The 17,936-nt window shown below is 73.4% G+C and carries 16 protein-coding genes and 1 tRNA gene; 8 read left to right on the plus strand and 9 right to left on the minus strand.

The annotated features are described in order from the left end of the window. Positions 1-327 precede the first annotated feature (327 nt). The 3 genes from ABT014_RS04925 (at position 328) to ABT014_RS04935 (ending at position 2,586) form a co-directional block, all read left to right on the plus strand. Positions 328-798, plus strand: coding sequence for a YwqJ-related putative deaminase (locus ABT014_RS04925; protein ID WP_350637184.1), 471 nt, complete (start codon positions 328-330; stop codon positions 796-798). Continuing rightward, positions 726-1,379, plus strand: a complete 654-nt coding sequence (locus tag ABT014_RS04930; RefSeq protein WP_502894851.1) for an SUKH-3 domain-containing protein — start codon at positions 726-728, stop codon at positions 1,377-1,379. Before ABT014_RS04925 ends, ABT014_RS04930 begins: the two co-directional genes overlap by 73 nt. A gap of 115 nt (positions 1,380-1,494) precedes the next feature. Then, entirely contained in the window at positions 1,495-2,586 is a 1,092-nt protein-coding gene (locus ABT014_RS04935; RefSeq protein ID WP_350637186.1) for an acyltransferase family protein, read from the plus strand. Here ABT014_RS04935 and ABT014_RS04940 read toward each other — a convergent pair. Then, entirely contained in the window at positions 2,551-3,891 is a 1,341-nt protein-coding gene (locus tag ABT014_RS04940; protein ID WP_350637188.1) for a sensor histidine kinase, read from the minus strand. The two genes, ABT014_RS04935 and ABT014_RS04940, sit on opposite strands and share 36 nt — an antisense overlap. Before the next feature lie 353 nt (positions 3,892-4,244). On the opposite strand from ABT014_RS04940, the gene ppc reads away from it, so the two are divergent. Next, complete coding sequence (gene ppc / locus ABT014_RS04945; protein WP_350637476.1) at positions 4,245-6,980, plus strand: phosphoenolpyruvate carboxylase; 2,736 nt, start codon at positions 4,245-4,247, stop codon at positions 6,978-6,980. Positions 6,981-7,055: 75 nt separating this feature from the next. Here the strand turns inward: ppc and ABT014_RS04950 are convergent, their stop codons facing one another. The 6 genes from ABT014_RS04950 to ABT014_RS04975 form a co-directional block, all read right to left on the minus strand. Further along, complete coding sequence (locus tag ABT014_RS04950; protein WP_350637190.1) at positions 7,056-7,352, minus strand: hypothetical protein; 297 nt, start codon at positions 7,350-7,352, stop codon at positions 7,056-7,058. Between the two features lie 161 nt (positions 7,353-7,513). After that, complete coding sequence (pth, locus tag ABT014_RS04955; RefSeq protein WP_350637192.1) at positions 7,514-8,101, minus strand: aminoacyl-tRNA hydrolase; 588 nt, start codon at positions 8,099-8,101, stop codon at positions 7,514-7,516. A 164-nt stretch (positions 8,102-8,265) separates the two neighbouring features. Next, positions 8,266-8,868, minus strand: coding sequence for a 50S ribosomal protein L25/general stress protein Ctc (locus ABT014_RS04960; RefSeq protein ID WP_350637194.1), 603 nt, complete (start codon positions 8,866-8,868; stop codon positions 8,266-8,268). Positions 8,869-9,144: 276 nt separating this feature from the next. Further along, on the minus strand, positions 9,145-10,122 hold the full coding sequence (locus tag ABT014_RS04965; RefSeq protein ID WP_350637196.1) for a ribose-phosphate diphosphokinase: 978 nt from the start codon (positions 10,120-10,122) through the stop codon (positions 9,145-9,147). 208 nt (positions 10,123-10,330) lie between these two features. Continuing rightward, a complete protein-coding gene (gene glmU / locus ABT014_RS04970; RefSeq protein ID WP_350637198.1) occupies positions 10,331-11,782 on the minus strand; it encodes a bifunctional UDP-N-acetylglucosamine diphosphorylase/glucosamine-1-phosphate N-acetyltransferase GlmU in 1,452 nt (483 codons plus the stop codon). A gap of 141 nt (positions 11,783-11,923) precedes the next feature. After that, positions 11,924-11,998: transfer RNA gene (locus ABT014_RS04975), tRNA-Gln, on the minus strand. Between the two features lie 169 nt (positions 11,999-12,167). Here ABT014_RS04975 and ABT014_RS04980 point away from each other — a divergent pair. Genes ABT014_RS04980 through ABT014_RS04990 form a run of 3 tightly spaced genes read left to right on the plus strand, consistent with a single transcriptional unit; the run spans position 12,168 to position 14,764 of the window. Continuing rightward, positions 12,168-13,130 carry an acyl-CoA desaturase gene (locus tag ABT014_RS04980; RefSeq protein WP_350637200.1) on the plus strand — a complete coding sequence of 321 codons (963 nt, stop codon included), beginning with the start codon at positions 12,168-12,170 and terminating at the stop codon, positions 13,128-13,130. A gap of 26 nt (positions 13,131-13,156) precedes the next feature. Then, entirely contained in the window at positions 13,157-13,888 is a 732-nt protein-coding gene (locus tag ABT014_RS04985) for a TetR family transcriptional regulator (RefSeq protein ID WP_350637202.1), read from the plus strand. Positions 13,889-13,912: 24 nt separating this feature from the next. Beyond that, a complete protein-coding gene (locus tag ABT014_RS04990) occupies positions 13,913-14,764 on the plus strand; it encodes a DMT family transporter (RefSeq protein WP_350637204.1) in 852 nt (283 codons plus the stop codon). Between the two features lie 89 nt (positions 14,765-14,853). Here the strand turns inward: ABT014_RS04990 and ABT014_RS04995 are convergent, their stop codons facing one another. Then, complete coding sequence (locus ABT014_RS04995) at positions 14,854-15,636, minus strand: methyltransferase domain-containing protein (RefSeq protein WP_350637206.1); 783 nt, start codon at positions 15,634-15,636, stop codon at positions 14,854-14,856. Positions 15,637-15,748: 112 nt separating this feature from the next. On the opposite strand from ABT014_RS04995, the gene ABT014_RS05000 reads away from it, so the two are divergent. Beyond that, complete coding sequence (locus tag ABT014_RS05000; RefSeq protein ID WP_350637209.1) at positions 15,749-16,243, plus strand: MarR family winged helix-turn-helix transcriptional regulator; 495 nt, start codon at positions 15,749-15,751, stop codon at positions 16,241-16,243. Between the two features lie 94 nt (positions 16,244-16,337). Here ABT014_RS05000 and ABT014_RS05005 read toward each other — a convergent pair whose 3' ends face one another. Further along, positions 16,338-17,840, minus strand: coding sequence for a polysaccharide biosynthesis protein (locus tag ABT014_RS05005; protein WP_350637211.1), 1,503 nt, complete (start codon positions 17,838-17,840; stop codon positions 16,338-16,340). Positions 17,841-17,936 lie beyond the last annotated feature (96 nt).

Below are 17,936 nucleotides of genomic sequence, written 5' to 3' on the forward strand. Positions count from 1 at the left end.
CGGACGCGAGCCGCTCTCCCCACGGCCCGACCCCCTGACCTCGCAGTGGAACGGTACCGGGCACCGCAGTCGAAAATGGCCCGAATCCGGAAACCCGGCGCGGCTCCCGAGCAGCGCGGCAGCCTGGGGCGGACGCTCCGTACACCGCCGCCGACCGGGGGCGGAGCACCGGCTTCCGCACCCCGGGGCGCCGGGTGTCCGAGGCGTTTGGCAGGCTGATGGCACCATCCGCGCGCGGGCGCCGTGCGACCCTGGTGGTCACCGTCCGTCAGCAGACCCCCGGCAGCGGAGAACTGCCGATGCGCCGAGCACAGCCGAGGAGCAGTCATGGATCAACCGGAGCCCGGCACGGGCACGCCGGTGCCCGTGCTGCGCCACCTGCGCGACAGCCTGTTGCCGGCGGTCGCCGCCGCGCTGTCGCTGAAGGGCGGCGAGGTGCACACCCTGGCCGGCGCCAAGGGCGGCCGGCCGCCGCTGCTGCACCCGCTGGTGGCCGAGTTCCTGGCCGCGCTGCCGGTCGAGCACCGGGAGCGGTTCCTCGGCCACTGCCCGGAGCCCGCCCTGCTCTCGCAGTTCCTGGCGGGGGTGGACGCCGGCCGCTCCAAGCGGGCCGCCCGCAAGCCGCTCACCCTGCCGGAGGCCCGCAAGGCGCTCAAGGGCGCCCGGCTGACCACGGTGCGCATCCGCGAGGAGGGCGATCCGGCGCACGGCACCCACGCGCCGCCGTGCCGGTCCTGCGCCCCGCTGCTGGAACACCTGAACGTGACGAGCGTCGCGGTCGGGCCCGCCGCCCGCTGACCGGCGGCCCTCCCGCCGGCGCCGCCCCGCCTTCCCACCCCGTCCCTGTCCCCCGGCCTCCGGAGCACACCCTGAACCCGACCGCGGTCCGCACCCAGCCCCGCTTCCCGGCCGACGTCGCCGCCGCCCTCAAGCAGGCGGGCTGGCACCCCGGCCGCTGGGAGATCCGTCAGGCCGAGGAGTGGGCCGACGAGTTGGCCGCCCACGACGGGCCGCCGGAGACCCGGCACTCGGTCTTCCCCGCCGCCGTGGAGGCCTGGGCCGAGTTCGGCGGGCTGTCCTTCGACCTGTCCGGGGCCGGCCGCTCGCAGGCGAGGACGCCGTTCCTGCTGGACCCGCGCTGCGGGCTGCACCAGCCGCGTACGCTGGCCGACCTCGGCCGGGCGCTCGGCAGCCGGCTGGCCCCGCTCGGCGAGGAGTCGTACGGCCGCGCGCTGCTGGCCATCGACGAGGACGGCCGGGTGTTCAGCCTGGACCACGCCGGCGAGTGGTTCCTCGGCCCCAGCATCGACCAGGCCGTCTCCACGCTGGTGCTGGGACTGCCCCAGCACCGGCTGCGCACGGTCGACGACGACGGCTGATCCCGTCCCTGGCGTCCCGACTCTCGTCAATCCCCTCCCGCCGGCGTGCCGTTGCCGCCACACTGTGGCGCATCGGAATGTGGAGCTTCCGAGGGGACCACCGGGAGGAATCGCGATGAGCGTCCAGACGGCATCCGCACCCGCGGCCACCGCACCGCCCGGCCGGCCCGCCCGGCGCCAACCGCTGTTCGACAACGCCAAGTTCGCGGCGGTCGCCCTGGTGGTCTGCGCGCACACCTGGATGCCGCTGCTGGCGGAGGACCGCACGATCGCCGCCGCGGTGCTCACCATCGCGGCGTTCTCGATGCCGGTGTTCATCACCCTGTGCGGCTGGTTCGCCCGGCCCGGACCCGGCCGGCCGCAGGTGGACGGTGCCCGGCTGATCTCCCAACTCGTCGTCCCGTACCTGGTGTTCCAGGTGCTCTACAACCTGGTCGGGATGGTGCTGGAGAAGCGGCTCGCGCCGATCGCGCTGCTGGAGCCGCGCTGGCTCACCTGGTTCCTGCTCTCGCTGCTGGTCTGGCGGCTCAGCGTGCCGCTGTGGACCGCGCTGCGCCACCCGCTGGCGGTCGCCGTCCTGGTCTCGGCCGGTTCCGGCGCGATGGCGGCCTTCCCCGAGGAGCTGGCGCTCGGCCGCACCCTGGGCTTCCTGCCGTGGTTCGTGCTCGGCCTGGTGCTGCGGCCCGACCACCTGGCGCTGCTGCGCCGGCCCGCCGTGCGCCGGGGCGCGCCGCTCGCGCTGGCCGCGGTGTTCGCCGCGGTCTGGCTGGCCGCGCCCAAGCTGCTCAACCCGGGCTGGGTGGAGTACACCCAGAGCGCCGCCGAACTGCACGTCGGCTACCCGGTCTGGGTGGGCGTACGGCTGGCGCTGGCCGCGCTGTCGCTGGTGGCCGGCGCCGCCTTCCTGGCCCTGCTGCCCGAGGGCCGCACCCGGTGGACGGCGCTCGGCGGCGCCTCGCTCTACGTCTACCTGCTGCACGGCCTGCCGCTGAAGCTCGTCCAGGCCTCCGGCATCTACCACGCCCGCACGCTGCACCACTGGTACACCGCGCTGCCGCTGCTCGGCGCCTGCGCGCTCACCCTCGCCGTCCTGCTGGCGACGCCGGCGGCGGTCCGCTTCTTCGGCCCGCTGGTGCAGCCGCGGCTGGACGGGCTGCTGCTGCGGCCGCGCTCAGCCGAGCCGGTCCACCCGGACGGCCAGCCGTGAGGGCAGCACCGCCTCGACCCTGAACCCGCCGTCCTCGGCCGGGCCGGCCCGGAAGCTGCCGCCGAGCGCCACCACCCGCTCGCGCATGCCGACCAGCCCGTTGCCGCCGCTGGGCAGTGCGACGGTGTCCGGGCCGCCGTCCGCCCGGGCGTTCGCCACCGCGACCCGGACCCCGTTCGGCAGGTAGGCCAGCACCACCGCGACCCGGGCGCCGGCGGCGTGCTTGTGCGCGTTCGTCAGCCCCTCCTGGACCAGCCGGTACGCGGTCCGCTCGGCCTGCCCCGAGTACGGGCAGCTGTCACCGCTGACCGTCAGCTCCACCAGCATCCCGGCCGCCCGGGACTGCTCCACCAGCCGCGGCAGCCCGGCCAGGCCCTCGGCCCGCGCGGCAGGCCCGCCCTGCTCCGGACCACCCTGCTCCGGCCCCGGCTGCCCCGGCACGCCGGCCGGCTCGGCCGGCGGCTCGGCCATCCGCAGCACCCCGAGGATCCCGCGCAGCTCGTCCAGTGCCTGCCGGCCGACCTCGCCCATCAGCCGGGCGCTCTGCTGGGCCCGCTCCGGGTCGCGCGGGATGGTCCGCTCCATCGCGGCGGCGTGCACCACCATCAGGCTCACCCGGTGCGCCACCACGTCGTGCATCTCCCGGGCGATCCGGGTGCGCTCCTCCAGCCGCGCCCGGCGGGCCCGCTCGGCCGCCTGCTCGGCGAGCAGGCCGAGCTCGGCCTCCAGCCCGAGCGCGCGGTCCTGGAGCGACTCCACCAACCGCCGCCGGGCGCCCACGTACAGGCCGCTGACCACCGGCGGGACGGTCAGCCCGACCGCCACCAGCGCGGCCATCACCACGAACACCCAGGTCGGCGGGAGCGGCGTGCCCGCGTCGCCCTGCTCGGGGGCGTTGATGGCGAACAGCACCATCCCGAAGGTCTCCACCAGGGCCAGCGCCGACAGCGCCACCACCCGGCGCCGCCGCGACGGCCACTCCCAGGTGGCGGCCAGCGTGTAGAGCGACACCACCAGCAGCAGGATCCCGAACAGCCCCGGCACGAACACCAGCGCGACCAGCACCGGCACGGCCGGCCAGCGCCGCCGCACCAGCAGCGTCGCCCCCGCCAGCGCCCCCGGCACGGCGGCCGCCACCGCGACCCACACGCCCAGGTGGAACCGGTCCTGCACCACGCCGTACGCGCCGAAGGCGCACTCCAGTGCGGCCAGCACGGCCAGCACGACGTCCAGCAGCGCGCTGCGGCGCCGCTCCCACCACCACAGCGAGTGGGCCGGCCCGCCCCCGTCAGGCGACTTGCTCATGAGGGACAGCCTAAGGGCGGGCCGCGCCCCGGCCCCACCCCGTTACCGCCCCGGCCCCCACCCCGTCACCGCCCCGCCCGACCGCCGGCGCCGGCCGCCCCGGCGGACCTGTGCCCGCCGCGCCGCCGGTGTCCGGCATCCGGCCACTTCTCGGACGCGGCACCCGGTGCCACCTATGCTGGTCCGCGACGGACAGCGCGGTCCGCACGCCCCCGGCCTTCCCAGCGAACGGCGGGGGAGAGCCGTTGCCCGAACCCCACCACCACAGGGAGCCAGCCGTGACCGCTCCGGTCCCCACCTCGGCCGACAGCCCGTCCCCGCCCGCCGACGACCCGGTCGCGGCCAACGCCGCGTTGCGCGCCGACATCCGGCGCCTGGGCGACCTGCTCGGCGAGACCCTGGTCCGGCAGGAGGGCCCCGAGCTGCTCGGCCTGGTCGAGCAGGTCCGGCTGCTCAGCCGCACCGACGGCGAGGCCACCGCGCAACTGCTCGGCGAGATCGACCTGGAGACCGCGGGCAAGCTGGTCCGGGCCTTCTCCACCTACTTCCACCTGGCGAACGTCACCGAGCAGGTGCACCGCGGCCGGGAGTTCGCCACCCGCCGGGCCCGCGAGGGCTCGCTGCTGGCGCAGACCGCCGACCAGCTCGCCGAGGCCGACCCCAAGCACCTCCAGGACACCCTGGCCAACCTGGCGGTCCGCCCGGTCTTCACCGCGCACCCGACCGAGGCCGCCCGCCGCAGCGTGCTGAACAAGCTGCGCCGGATCGGCGAGCTGCTGGAGCGGATCCACCGCGAGCACGTCGCCTCCGGCCTGTCCACCGCCGACCCGGTGCGGCACAGCTCGGCCAAGCGCCAGGCCGACCGCCGGCTCGCCGAGGTGATCGACCTGCTCTGGCAGACCGACGAGCTGCGGATCGCCCGCCCCGAGCCCACCGACGAGGCCCGCAACGCCGTCTACTACCTGGACGAGCTCTACCGCGAGGCCGTCCCCGAGGTGCTGGAGGAGCTGCACGAGGAGCTGGCCCGGGTCGGCCTGACCCTCCCCGAGGGCGTCCGCCCGCTGACCTTCGGCACCTGGATCGGCGGCGACCGGGACGGCAACCCGAACGTCACCCCGGCCGTCACCTGGGACGTGCTCAACCTCCAGCACGAGTACGGGATCAAGGACGCGCTGGCCGCCGTCGACGACCTGCGCGCCGCGCTCTCCACCTCGGTCCGGCTCGCCGGCGCCTCCGCCGAGCTGCTGGAGTCGCTGGACGCCGACCTCGCCCTGCTGCCCGAACTGAGCCCCCGCTACAAGCGGATGAACGCCGAGGAGCCCTACCGGCTCAAGGCCACCTGCGTGCGGCTCAAGCTGGAGAACACCCGCGAGCGGCTCGCCGCCGGCACCCCGCACCTGCCCGGCCGCGACTACGTCGGCACCCGCGAGCTGGTCGCCGACCTCAAGCTGATCCAGGAGTCGCTGCGCACCCACCGCGGCCAGTTGATCGCCGACGGCCGGCTCGCCCGGGCGATCCGCACCATCGAGGCGTTCGGCCTCCAGCTGGCCACCATGGACGTGCGCGAGCACGCCGAGGCCCACCACCACGCGCTCGGCCAGCTCTTCGACCGGCTCGGCGAGGAGGCCTGGCGCTACGCCGACATGCCGCGCGAGTACCGGCAGCGGCTGCTCGGCAAGGAGCTGCGCTCGCGCCGCCCGCTGGCCCCCACCCCGGCCCCGCTGGACCCGGCCGGCGCCAAGACCCTCGGGGTGTTCACCACCATCCGGGAGGGCTTCGAGCGGTTCGGCGACGAGATCGTCGAGAGCTACATCATCTCGATGTGCCAGGGCGCCGACGACGTGTTCGCCGCCGTGGTGCTGGCCCGCGAGGCCGGCCTGATCGACCTGCACGCCGGGATCGCCAAGGTCGGCATCGTGCCGCTGCTGGAGACCACCGACGAGCTCCAGGAGGCCGACCGGATCCTGGACGAGATGCTCTCCGACCCCTCGTACCGGCTGCTGGTCTCGCTGCGCGGGGACATCCAGGAGGTCATGCTCGGGTACTCGGACTCCTCCAAGTTCGGCGGCATCACCACCTCCCAGTGGGAGATCCACCGGGCCCAGCGCCGGCTGCGCGACGTGGCCCACCGCTACGGCATCCGGCTGCGCCTGTTCCACGGCCGCGGCGGCACCGTCGGCCGCGGCGGCGGCCCCTCGCACGAGGCCATCCTGGCCCAGCCGTGGGGCACCCTGGAGGGCGAGATCAAGGTCACCGAGCAGGGCGAGGTGATCTCGGACAAGTACCTGCTCCCCTCGCTCGCCCGGGAGAACCTGGAACTGACCATCTCGGCCACGCTGTCCGCCTCCGCGCTGCACACCGCCCCCCGCCAGGCCCCCGAGGAGCTGGCCCGCTGGGACGCGGCGATGGACCAGGTCTCCGAGGCCGCGCACACCTCGTACCGGGCCCTGGTGGAGCAGGAGGACCTGCCGAAGTACTTCTTCGCCGCCACCCCGGTCGACCAGCTGGCCTCGCTGCACCTGGGCTCGCGCCCGTCCCGCCGCCCCGACTCGGGCGCCGGTCTGGACGGCCTGCGGGCCATCCCGTGGGTGTTCGGCTGGACCCAGTCGCGGCAGATCGTGCCGGGCTGGTACGGCGTCGGCTCGGGCCTCGCGGCGGCCCGCAAGGCGGGCCTGGGCGACGTGCTGGACGAGATGCACGGCCAGTGGCACTTCTTCCAGAACTTCCTGTCCAACGTCGCGATGACGCTGGCCAAGACCGATCTGCGGATCGCCCGCCACTACGTGGAGCAGCTGGTGCCGGCCGACCTGCACCACGTGTTCGACCAGATCGTCGCCGAGCACGACCTCACCCTGCGCGAGGTGCTCCGGCTCACCGGCGAGAACGAGCTGCTGGAGCACAACCCGGTGCTCAAGCAGACCTTCACCGTGCGGGACGCCTACCTCGACCCGATCTCCTACCTCCAGGTCGCGCTGCTGCGCCGGCAGCGCGAGATGGCCGAGCAGGGCCGGCCGGAGGACCCGCTGCGGGCGCGGGCGCTGCTGCTGACCGTCAACGGCATCGCGGCGGGCCTGCGCAACACCGGCTGACCCGCACCCCGGACGCACCAGGAGGGACCGGCCACCGGCCGGTCCCTCCGTCGTCCTGCGTCTTCCCCGTCGTGCTCAGTAGGTGGTGGGCCGCCCGGCGCGCCGCCGACGCAGCCAGGTCGCGGCTCCTCCGGCCGCCACCACCAGGCCGCCGCCGACCGCGTACAGCCCGGCCGAACCGCCGACCGAACCGGCCACCGGCGGCACCTGCTGCAGCGGCATCAGCTGGGCCGCGGCCGGCTCCGGAGCCAGCGACGGACCCCCGGGCGACTCGGCCGCGGACGCGGGGCCGACGGCCAGCGTGCAGGCCGCCAGGCCGAGTACCGCACCGCCGACAGTGTGCGCCCAGTGGACACGGCGTGACCGAACCACAGTCCTTACCCCCAGAATCGACCCCTCAACCCCTTCGTACAGGACTGACCGTACCGAAGCACCGGGGCGTTCTGACCTGGTTTCAGCTCCCGTCCCCCAAAGCGTTGCACGACCGTTGTGTACCGTGCGCCACCGCAGTCGCAAAGGGAACTGACGACGGATCAGGAGTTGTAGGTCTGCTGGGCGCGCTCCAGGCCCTCCGACAGCAGCGCCTCCACCGCGTCGGCCGCCCGGTCGACGAACCAGTCCAGCTCCTTGCGCTCGGTGCTGGAGAAGTCCTTGAGCACGAAGTCCGCCACCTCCATCCGGCCCGGCGGACGGCCGATGCCGCAGCGCACCCGGTGGTAGTCGGGGCCGAGCGACTTGGTGAGCGACTTGAGGCCGTTGTGGCCGTTGTCGCCGCCACCGGTCTTCAACCGCAGGGCGGCGTAGTCGAGGTCGAGCTCGTCGTGGACGGCGACGATGCCGGCCGCGGGCACCTTGTAGAAGTCGCGCAGCGCGGTGGTCGGGCCTCCGGAGAGGTTCATGAAGGTCATCGGCTTGGCCAGGACCACCCGCTGCCCGGCCAGGCGGCCCTCGGCGGCCTGGGCCCGGCTCTTGTGCGCCTTGAAGCGGGCGCCGATCCGCTCGGCGAGCAGGTCGGCCACCATGAAGCCGATGTTGTGCCGGTTGCGGGCATAGCCGTCGCCGGGGTTGCCCAGCCCCACCACCAGCCAGGGTCCGGTGTACTCCTGTGCCGCCGCGCTCATTCTGCCGCTCTCCGCTCGCCGTCGATGCCGGGTCCCCATTATCCGCGCCCCGTGGCCGCCGGAGGGGGCCGGGGACCGTCGGCCGGGCGTCTGGAACGCCGCTGCCCCGGCCGCCCCTCGACGGGGCGACCGGGGCAGCGGTCACACAGGGTTCAGCGGGAGGCTCAGGCCTCGGCGCCGACCTCGGCCTCGGTCTCGGCGGCGGCCTCGTCCTCGGTGACCTCGGCGGCCTGGGCGCCGATGACCTGCAGCACGACGGCGTCGGCGTCGACGGCCAGCGTGGTGCCCTTGGGGAGCTCGATGTCACCGGCGGTGATCGAGGCACCGGCCTCCAGGCCCTCGACCGACACGGTCACGGCCTCGGGCAGGTGGGTGGCCTCGGCCTCGACCGGCAGCGCGTTCAGGACGTGCTCGAGCAGGTTGCCGCCGGGGGCCAGCTCGCCCTCGGTGAGGACCGGGATCTCGACGGTGACCTTCTCGCCACGCTTGACCAGCAGCAGGTCGACGTGCTCGATGGTGCGCTTGATGGCCTCGCGCTGGACGGCCTTCGGCAGCACGAACTCGTCCTTGCCCTCGATCGGGACGACCAGCAGGGCGTTCGGGGTCTTGAGCGCCATCATCAGCTCGTGGCCGGGCAGGTTCAGGTGAACCGGGGTGTGGCCGTGGCCGTAGACGACACCGGGGACGAACCCGGCGCGGCGGGCACGACGGGCGGCACCCTTGCCGAACTCGGTGCGGGACTCGGCGGCAAGGCGGATCTCGGACACGACTGCACTCCTCGTAAAGGCTGGCTACGGGTGCAGGCGACAACAGAAAACCGCCGGGCCACACCCTCAAGTACGTTCAGGGGGTCGCTCGGCGGCGGATGACGGGTGGTCACAGCCGGGCTGCGGCTGGACCAGCGCGTCGATCACGGATGCGGCACCCGCGCGGGCACACGGCATCCCTCGCCGAGCAGTCTCACGAGTCTAACCGCAGTGTGCGTCAACCATGAAATCGGCCCCCGGAGCCGGGGCTCCGGGGGCCGATCGGGGCGGTGCGGATCAGTGCACGCCCTCGAACAGGCTGGTGACCGAGCCGTCCTCGAAGACCTCGCGGATCGCGGCCGCGATCGACGGGGCGATCGACAGCGTGGTGACCTTGTCCATCTGCAGCTGCGCCGGGGTCGGCAGGGTGTTGGTGAACACGAACTCGCTGACCCGGGAGTTCTTCAGGCGGTCCGCGGCCGGGCCGGACAGCACGCCGTGGGTGGCGGCCACGATCACGTCGGCGGCGCCGTTCTCGAACAGCGCGTCGGCGGCGGCGCAGATGGTGCCGGCGGTGTCGATCATGTCGTCGACCAGCACGCAGACCCGGTCCTTGACGTCACCGACCACCTCGGCGGACAGGATGGTGTTGGCCTGGCTCATGTCGCGACGCTTGTGGATGATCGCCAGCGGGGCACCGAGCCGGTCCGACCACTGGTCGGCGACCTTCACCCGGCCGGCGTCCGGCGAGACGATGGTCAGCTTGGCGCGGTCGACCTTCTCCCCGACGTAGTCGCAGAGCACCGGCAGCGCGAACAGGTGGTCCACCGGGCCGGAGAAGAAGCCCTGGATCTGCGCGGTGTGCAGGTCCACGGCCATGATCCGGTCGGCGCCGGCCTGGGCCAGCAGGTCGGCCACCAGGCGGGCCGAGATGGGCTCCCGACCGAGGTGCTTCTTGTCCTGGCGGGCGTAACCGTAGAACGGCAGGATCGCGGTGATGCTGCGGGCCGAGGCCCGCTTCAGCGCATCGATCATGATCAGCTGTTCCATGATCCACTGATTGATGGGAGCCGTGTGGCTCTGCATCACAAAGCAGTCCGCGCCACGCGCGGAATCCAGGAAGCGGACGTAGATCTCGCCGTTGGCGAAGTCCAGCGCCTTGGTCGGAACGAGTTCGGTCCCGAGTTCCGCCGCCACCTCCGCCGCCAGCTCAGGGTGGGCACGGCCGGAGAAGAGCTTCAGCTTCTTCTCACCCGACGTCGTGATCCCGCTCACTGCACCGTCTCCTCGTGTTGCTGCCGCACATGGACCCGCCCGGGCGCACCCGGGCAGGACCCGGGCGGGCAGTGGGCGGGGGAATTGGGAGTACGCCGAGGCGCGGACAGTAAGCCCAGTGGCGCACGTATGTACTCCAGGTTACGCGCCCCGCCGGAAAGCGTCCGCCCCGGGACCGGTGGGCGAGACGCCCGCCCGCCCCTCCCGGCTACTGCGCCCCACCCGCCCCGGCGGCCTCGGCGGCCTGCGCGGAGGCCGATCCGGGCCGCTTGCGGGCCACCCAGCCGGCGATGTTGCGCTGCTGCGCCCGGGCGACCCCGAGGGCGCCGGCCGGTACGTCGTTGGTCACCACGGAGCCGGCCGCGGTGTAGGCGCCGTCACCGACGGTCACCGGCGCGATGAACATGTTGTCGGAACCGGTGCGGCAGTGCGCCCCGATCACCGTGCGGTGCTTGTTCACGCCGTCGTAGTTCACCGTGACGGACGCCGCACCGATGTTGCTGCCCTCACCGATGGTGGCGTCGCCGATGTACGACAGATGCGGGACCTTGGCGCCCTCGCCCAGCTCGGAGTTCTTGATCTCGACGTAGGTGCCGGCCTTGGCCTTGCGGGCCAGCCTGGTGCCCGGCCGCAGGTAGGCGTACGGGCCCACCGAGGCCAGCTCGCCGATCTCGGCGCCGATCGCCGTGGTGTTGCTCACATGGGCGCCGGCGCCGACCGCGGTGTCGGTCAGCGTGGTGTTCGGGCCCACCTCGCAGCCCTCGCCGAGGTGGGTGGCGCCGTGCAGCTGGGTGCCGGGCAGCACCAGCGCGTCCGGCTCGTAGGTCACCTGGACGTCGAACCAGGTCGAGGCGGGGTCGACCACGGTGACGCCGGCCCGCATCGCCCGCTCGACCAGGCGCTGGTTCAGCATCCGGCGGGCCTCGGCCAGCTGGACCCGGTCGTTGATGCCGACGATGTCCCGGAAGTCCGCGGCCACCACGGCGCCGACCCGGTGGCCGGCGGTGCGCAGGATCTCCAGCGTGTCGGTCAGGTACTCCTCGCCCTGCACGTTGTCGGTGCCCAGCCGGCCCAGCGCCTCGGCCAGCAGCTTGGCGTCGAAGGCGAAGACGCCCGAGTTGATCTCGGCGATCTCGCGCTGCGCCTCGGTGGCGTCCTTGTGCTCGACGATCGCGGCCACCGCGCCGCCGACGTCCCGCAGGATCCGGCCGTACCCGGTGGCGTCCGGCACCACGGCGGTGAGCACGGTGACCCCGTTGCCCTGCCCGGCGTGCGCCTCGGCCAGCGCGGCCAGCGTGCCGCCGGTCAGCAGCGGGGCGTCGCCGGTGGTGACGATCACGGTGCCGTCCAGCTGCACGCCGTCGGCGGCCAGCGCCTCCAGCGCGGTGCGCACGGCGTGGCCGGTGCCGTTCTGCTCCAGCTGGACGGCCGAACGGACCCCGGGGTACTCCTCGGTGAGGTGCGCCTGCACCAGCTCGCGCAGGTGGCCGACCACCACCACCAGGTGCTGCGGGGCCAACTCCTGCGCGGCGCTGACCGCGTGGCCGACCAGGGTGCGGCCGCAGATCGGGTGCAGCACCTTGGGCAGGGCCTTGGACTTCATCCGAGTCCCGCCGCCGGCGGCGAGCACGATCACGGCGGCGGTCTGGTTGGCACTCACGCGGAGGCTCCTCGGTCGGTTCACGGTGAGGGAGGGGGCGGCCGGACTCGGCCCGCACGGCCGCGGTCCGGCAGCTCAGAGGATATCCGGGTACCGGCGGGGCGATCGCCCGAGGCGGCGTACCGGGAGGGGAGGGCAGGGCTCCCCGGGCAGGAATCGAACCTGCGAAGACCAGATTCAAAGTCTGGGCGCCCGTGCCAGCAGAGCAACCGGGGATGGCAAGCACACACTACGGGTTCCGGGCCCTCAGCTCCACCACTATGGCGGTTCCCCGCCACCGGCCCCGGGCGGGCGCGACACGTCTTCCCATCGGGGGCGGCAGTACCTACGATGCCGTAAGTTACGGAGTCGTAGGTAGCCCCGCTTCGCCCCCCCAAGGACCGTCATGACCATTCAGGCCGACGAAGCGCGCCCCCAGGCCGCGGACCCCGCCGTCGCATCGCTGACCGCCACCGTGAGCGGGGACCAGCAGGGCCCCGTCGAGCGGATCACCATAGGGATCTTCATCGCCGTCCCGTTCCTCGCCGTGATCGCCGCCGTGCCGGTGGCCTGGGGCTGGGGCCTGGGCTGGCTCGATCTGACGATCGCCACGGTGATGTACTTCCTCACCTGCCACGGCATCACCATCGGGTACCACCGCTACTTCACCCACGGCTCCTTCAAGGCCAACCGCGCCCTGCGGATCGCCGTCGCGATCGCCGGCAGCCTGGCCGTCGAGGGTCCGCTGGTGCGCTGGGTGGCCGACCACCGCCGGCACCACAAGTTCAGCGACAAGGAGGGCGACCCGCACTCGCCGTGGCGCTACGGCGAGACCGTCCCCGCGCTGCTCAAGGGGCTGTGGTGGGCGCACATGGGGTGGCTGTTCGACGAGGAGCAGACCCCGCAGCAGCAGTACGCGCCCGACCTGATCAAGGACCCGGCGATCCGCCGGATCTCCCGGCTGTTCTGGCTCTTCACGCTGATCTCGATGCTGCTGCCGCCGCTGGTCGGCGGGCTGGTGACGATGTCCTGGCAGGGCGCGCTGACCGCCTTCTTCTGGGGCACCCTGGTCCGGATCGCGGTGCTGCACCACGTGACCTGGTCGATCAACTCGATCTGCCACGCGATCGGCGCCCGCCCGTTCAAGTCCCGCGACCGCTCCGGCAACGTCTGGTGGCTGGCGGTGCTGTCCTGCGGCGAGTCCTGGCACAACCTGCACCACGCCGACCCCACCTCCGCCCGGCACGGGGTGCTGCGCGGGCAGATCGACTCCTCCGCGCGGCTGATCCACTGGTTCGAGCAGGCCGGCTGGGCGAAGGACGTCCGGTGGCCCAGTACGGAGCGGATCGCCGCCCGCCGCACCGCATGAGGCGTGCGCTGAAGCATGATGTAGGGGTGAACGGGAGCAACGGAGACAGCGCGGCCGGCCATCGCACCTCGCAGGCCGAGGAGGGTGGCCCGGCGCGCGTCCGTACCCGCTCCACGGCCGGTGCGCGCGGTGCCAAGGCCCGCGGGCGGGTCCGGATGACCGGCAAGCAGCGGCGCGAGCAGCTGCTGGAGATCGGCCGTTCGGTCTTCGCCGAGCGCGGGTACGACGGCACCTCGGTGGAGGAGATCGCCGAGCGGGCCGGGGTCTCCAAGCCGGTGGTGTACGAACACTTCGGCGGCAAGGAGGGGCTGTACGCGGTCGTGGTCGACCGCGAGATGCAGCTCCTGCTGGACATGGTCACCGGAGCGCTCACCGGCGGGCACTCGCGGGAACTGCTGGAGCAGGCCGCGTTCGCCCTGATGGACTACATCGACACCTCCACCGACGGTTTCAAGATCCTCGTCCGGGACTCCCCGGTGGCCCAGTCCACCGGCAGTTTCGCCTCGCTGATCAGCGACATCGCGGTGCAGGTGGAGGACATCCTGGGGCTGGAGTTCAAGTCCCGGGGCTTCGACGCCCGACTGGCACCGATGTACTCGCAGATGCTGGTCGGCATGGTCGCGCTCACCGGCCAGTGGTGGCTGGAGGTGCGCAAGCCGCAGAAGGCCGAAGTGGCCGCCCACCTGGTCAATCTGGCCTGGCACGGCCTGGAGGGCCTGGAGCGGCATCCCAAGTTGGTCGGCGACCGGAAGGGCTGAACAGCCCTGGGGAGATGGTGACCGTTGGCGGTCTTCCTCCTGGCGATCGGCGCCGCCTGCTGCCTCGGGCTCGGGTTCGTGCTCCAGCAGCACGCGGCGCAGCGCGCCCCGCGCGACGACCTGCTGCACTGGCGGCTGCTGCTCGACCTGATGCGGATGCCCGACTGGCTGCTCGGCATCGCGTTCATGATCGGCGGCCAGGTGCTCAGCGCGCTGGCGCTGGACCACGGCGAGGTGTCGCTGGTGGAGCCGCTGCTGGCGACCAGCCTGGTGTTCGCCATGCTGCTGGCCCGGGTGCTGACCGGGCAGTCGCTGGGCCGCTCCGGCTGGGGCGGCGTGGTGCTGATCGCGGTCGGGGTGACCACCTTCATCGTCTCCGGCCGCCCGCAGGGCGGTGAGCCGCCGGAGAGCCAGCTGCGCTACTGGCTGGTGTTCGGCATCGTGGCCGGCCTCGCCCTGGTGCTGGTGAGTGCGGCCCGGCGGATGCCGCTGCTGGAGGAGGCGACCCTGCTGGCGCTCGCCGCGGGCCTGCTCTACGGCCTGCAGGACGCGCTCACCCGGTCGGTCGCGGAGAAGCTGGACTCGACCGGCCTGACCTCGGTGCTGGCCACCTGGCAGCCCTACACGATCGTGGCGATCGGCGTGGTCGGGCTGCTGCTGGTGCAGTCCGCCTTCGAGGCGGCGCCGCTGCGGATGTCGCTGCCGGCGCTGACCGCCGCCCAGCCGCTGACCGGGATCGCCTGCGCGGTGGGCTTCCTCGGCGACCAGGTGCGGGTCACCCCGCTGGCGCTGGCCTGGCAGGCGGCCGGCCTGCTGGCGGTGGTGGTCGGGGTGGTGCTGATCGGGCGGCACCCGGCGATGCCCGGCTCCTCCTGAGCCGGCCGGGCCGGGCCCAGGTGGTCCGGCCGGTTCGGCGGCTGCGGCCGGTTCGGCGGCTGCGGCTGGTTCGGCGGCTGCGGCCTGGTTCAGCCGCGCACGCCCACCGCGAAGATCCGGCGGAACGGGAACACCGTGCCGTACGGCCCTGCCGGGTAGGCCTCGCGCAGCAGCGCCGCGTACTCGGCCAGGAAGGCGGCCCGCTCGGCGGGGTCGGGCAGCAGGGCGAGCACCGGGCGCAGTGCGGTGCCCTTGGTCCACTCCAGCACCGGGTCGGGGCCGGGCAGCAGGGTGAGGTAGGTGGTCTCCCAGACGTCGGCGGTGCAGCCGGCGGCGAGCAGCGTCTCCAGGTAGGCGTCCGGCTCCGGGACGCCGGCGCGGACCGGATCGTCGCCGAGGGCGGCACGCCAGCGAGGGCTGCGGCGCAGGTCGGCGAGGAGGGTGTGGCTGGGCCGGTCGAAGTTGCCGGGCACCTGGAAGGCGATCACCCCGCCCGGCCGCAGCGCCGCCGCCCAGCGCGGCAGCAGGTCGAGGTGGCCGTCGACCCACTGCAGGGTGGCGTTGCTGGCGATCAGGTCGGGGGCGGCCGGGGCGGGGTCGTGGACAGCGGCGTCGGCGAGCAGGTAGGAGGCGGTCGGCTCGCCCTCGGCGGTGCGGGCGGTGGCGAGCATCTCGGCGGAGGTGTCGATGCCGGTGATCGCCGCGTCGGGCCAGCGGGCGCGGAGCACGGCGGTGGAGTTGCCCGGGCCGCAGCCGATGTCCAGCACGGTGGGCGCCGGCGGGAGGTCCGGCACCCGGGCGAGCAGTTCGTGCAGCGGGCGGGTGCGCTGGTCGGCGAAGCGCAGGTACTGCGTCGGGTCCCAGGTGGGCATGGCTACCTCGCAAAGTATCTCGACATCAAGATATCTATCCCCAGGCTGCCTTTTGTTATCTCTTGATGTCAAGAGACTTCACATCGACACAACCACCGATACACTGATCGTCATGGAGGACGAGGTCGACCGGCTGGTCGCAGCATGGCGCCGTGAGCGCCCCGACCTCGACGTGGAGCCGCTCGAGGTGCTCAGCCGGGTCAGCCGGCTCGCCCGGCACCTGGACCGCGCCCGCCGGATCGCCTTCGCCGAGCACGGCCTGGAGCCCTGGGAGTTCGACGTGCTGACGGCGCTGCGCCGGGCCGGCTCGCCGTACCAGCTCTCCCCCGGCCAGCTGCTCACCCAGACCCTGGTCACCTCCGGCACCATGACCAACCGGATCGACCGGCTCACCGGCAAGGGCCTGGTCAAGCGGCTGCCCGACCCGGACGACCGGCGCGGGGTGCTGGTCCGGCTGACCGACGACGGGCGCGACAAGGCGGACCAGGCGCTGGCCGGCCTGCTCGCGCACGAGCGCGAACTGCTGGCCCGGCTGAGCCCCGACCGCCAGGGCGAGCTGGCCGCGCTGCTGCGCCAGCTCACCGCCCCGTTCGACCAGGCCGGCTGACCGCTGCGGCCCACCGCCCCCGTCGACCGGGCCGGCCGGCCGCCCCCTCGGCCGCCGGCACCGGGTCCCGGAAACCGTCCGGGTACGGGCTGCCTCAGAAACCGTCCGGGTACGGGCTGCTCAGGGCCGGGACGGGAGCCACCTCCGGGGTGCGGTACCCCGGCAGGAGTTCGGCCAGCCGGCTGCGGACCTCGATGTCGGCGTTGACCGCCGCGGCCTCGTACAGGCCGGTCAGCCCGCCGGCCAGGTCCTCCGGGACGGCGGAGTGCTCGGCCACCGTGGCGTAGATCCGGCCGTGCGCGGTGGGCAGCCGCTCCTCGCGCTCGGAGAACAGCGCCTCGTTCAGCTTCTCCCCGGCCCGCAGGCCGGTGTACCGGATCTCCACCTCCTCCGCGGCCAGCTGCACCTGCCGGGCGAAGTTGTGGACCAGGTCGACGATCCGCACCGGCTCGCCCATGTCGAGCACGAACACCTCGCCGCCCTCGGCCATCCGGCCGGCCTCCAGCACCAGGCCGACCGCCTCCTCGATGGTCATGAAGAAGCGGGTGACGTCCGGGTGGGTGACCGTCACCGGGCCGCCGCTGCGGAACTGTTCGGCCAGCACCGACAGCAGCGAACCCCGCGAGCCGAGCACGTTGCCGAACCGGACGGCGGTGAACACGCCGGTGCCCAGGTTGCGCGCGTCCCGGGCGTTGGCCTGCACGATCAGCTCGGCCAGCCGCTTGCTCGCGCCCAGCACCGAGGTCGGGTCGGCGGCCTTGTCGGTGGAGATCAGGACGAACCGCTCCACGCCGGTCGCGAGCGCCGCCTCCACCAGGTTGTCGGTGCCCAGCACATTGGACTTGACCGCCTCGGAGGGATGCCGCTCCAGCAGCGGCAGGTGCTTGTGCGCGGCCGCGTGGAACACCACCTCGGGCTTGAGGTCACGGAATATCTGCTGGATCCGCGGGCGGTCCCGGATGTCGGCGATCACCAGCGACTCGTCGGTGAGCAGGGCCTCGCCCCAGATCTCCAGTTGGAGGCGGTGCAGGTTCGACTCGTCGTGGTCGAGCATGTAGAGCTCGGACGGCCCGAACGCGTTGACCTGGCGGCACAGTTCGCTGCCGATCGAGCCGCCGGCCCCGGTCACCAGCACCCGGCGGCCCTCGATCACGGCCCGGACGTCGGAGGACACCACGTGCACCTCGGCCCGGCCGATCAGCTTGTTGACGTCCAGGCTGCGCAGGTCGGAGCCGACCACCTCGCGGCGCAGCGCCGACAGGAACGACGGCAGGTAGCGGACCGCCACCCCGGCCGCCGCCGCCGCGGTGGCCAGCGCCCGGACCCGGTGGTGCGCCAGGCCCGGGATGGCCAGCACGATCACCTGCGCCCGGTGCTCGACGGCCAGTTCGGTCAGCTCGGCGAGGGTGCCGAGCACCGGCACCCCGTCGATCTCGGTCCCGGCCTTGGCCGGGTCGTCGTCGAGCACCCCGACCGGGGTGAGACCGAAGTCCGGGGTCCGGTCCAGGTCGCGGACCAGTGCCGAGCCGGCCGCGCCGGCCCCGACCACCAGCGTCCGCAGCCCGGTCGAGCCCTCGTCCTGACGTGGAATGTGCATGGTGAATGGATCCAGGCGTGCGGCATTGCTGTGCGGCGACATCTGTCCTCCGGTTTCCCTGACCTGACGGAGTCGGTATCTGGGCGTGGCGGGGGC

This window comes from Kitasatospora sp. NPDC094015 (assembly GCF_040304075.1).
Classification (GTDB): domain Bacteria; phylum Actinomycetota; class Actinomycetes; order Streptomycetales; family Streptomycetaceae; genus Kitasatospora.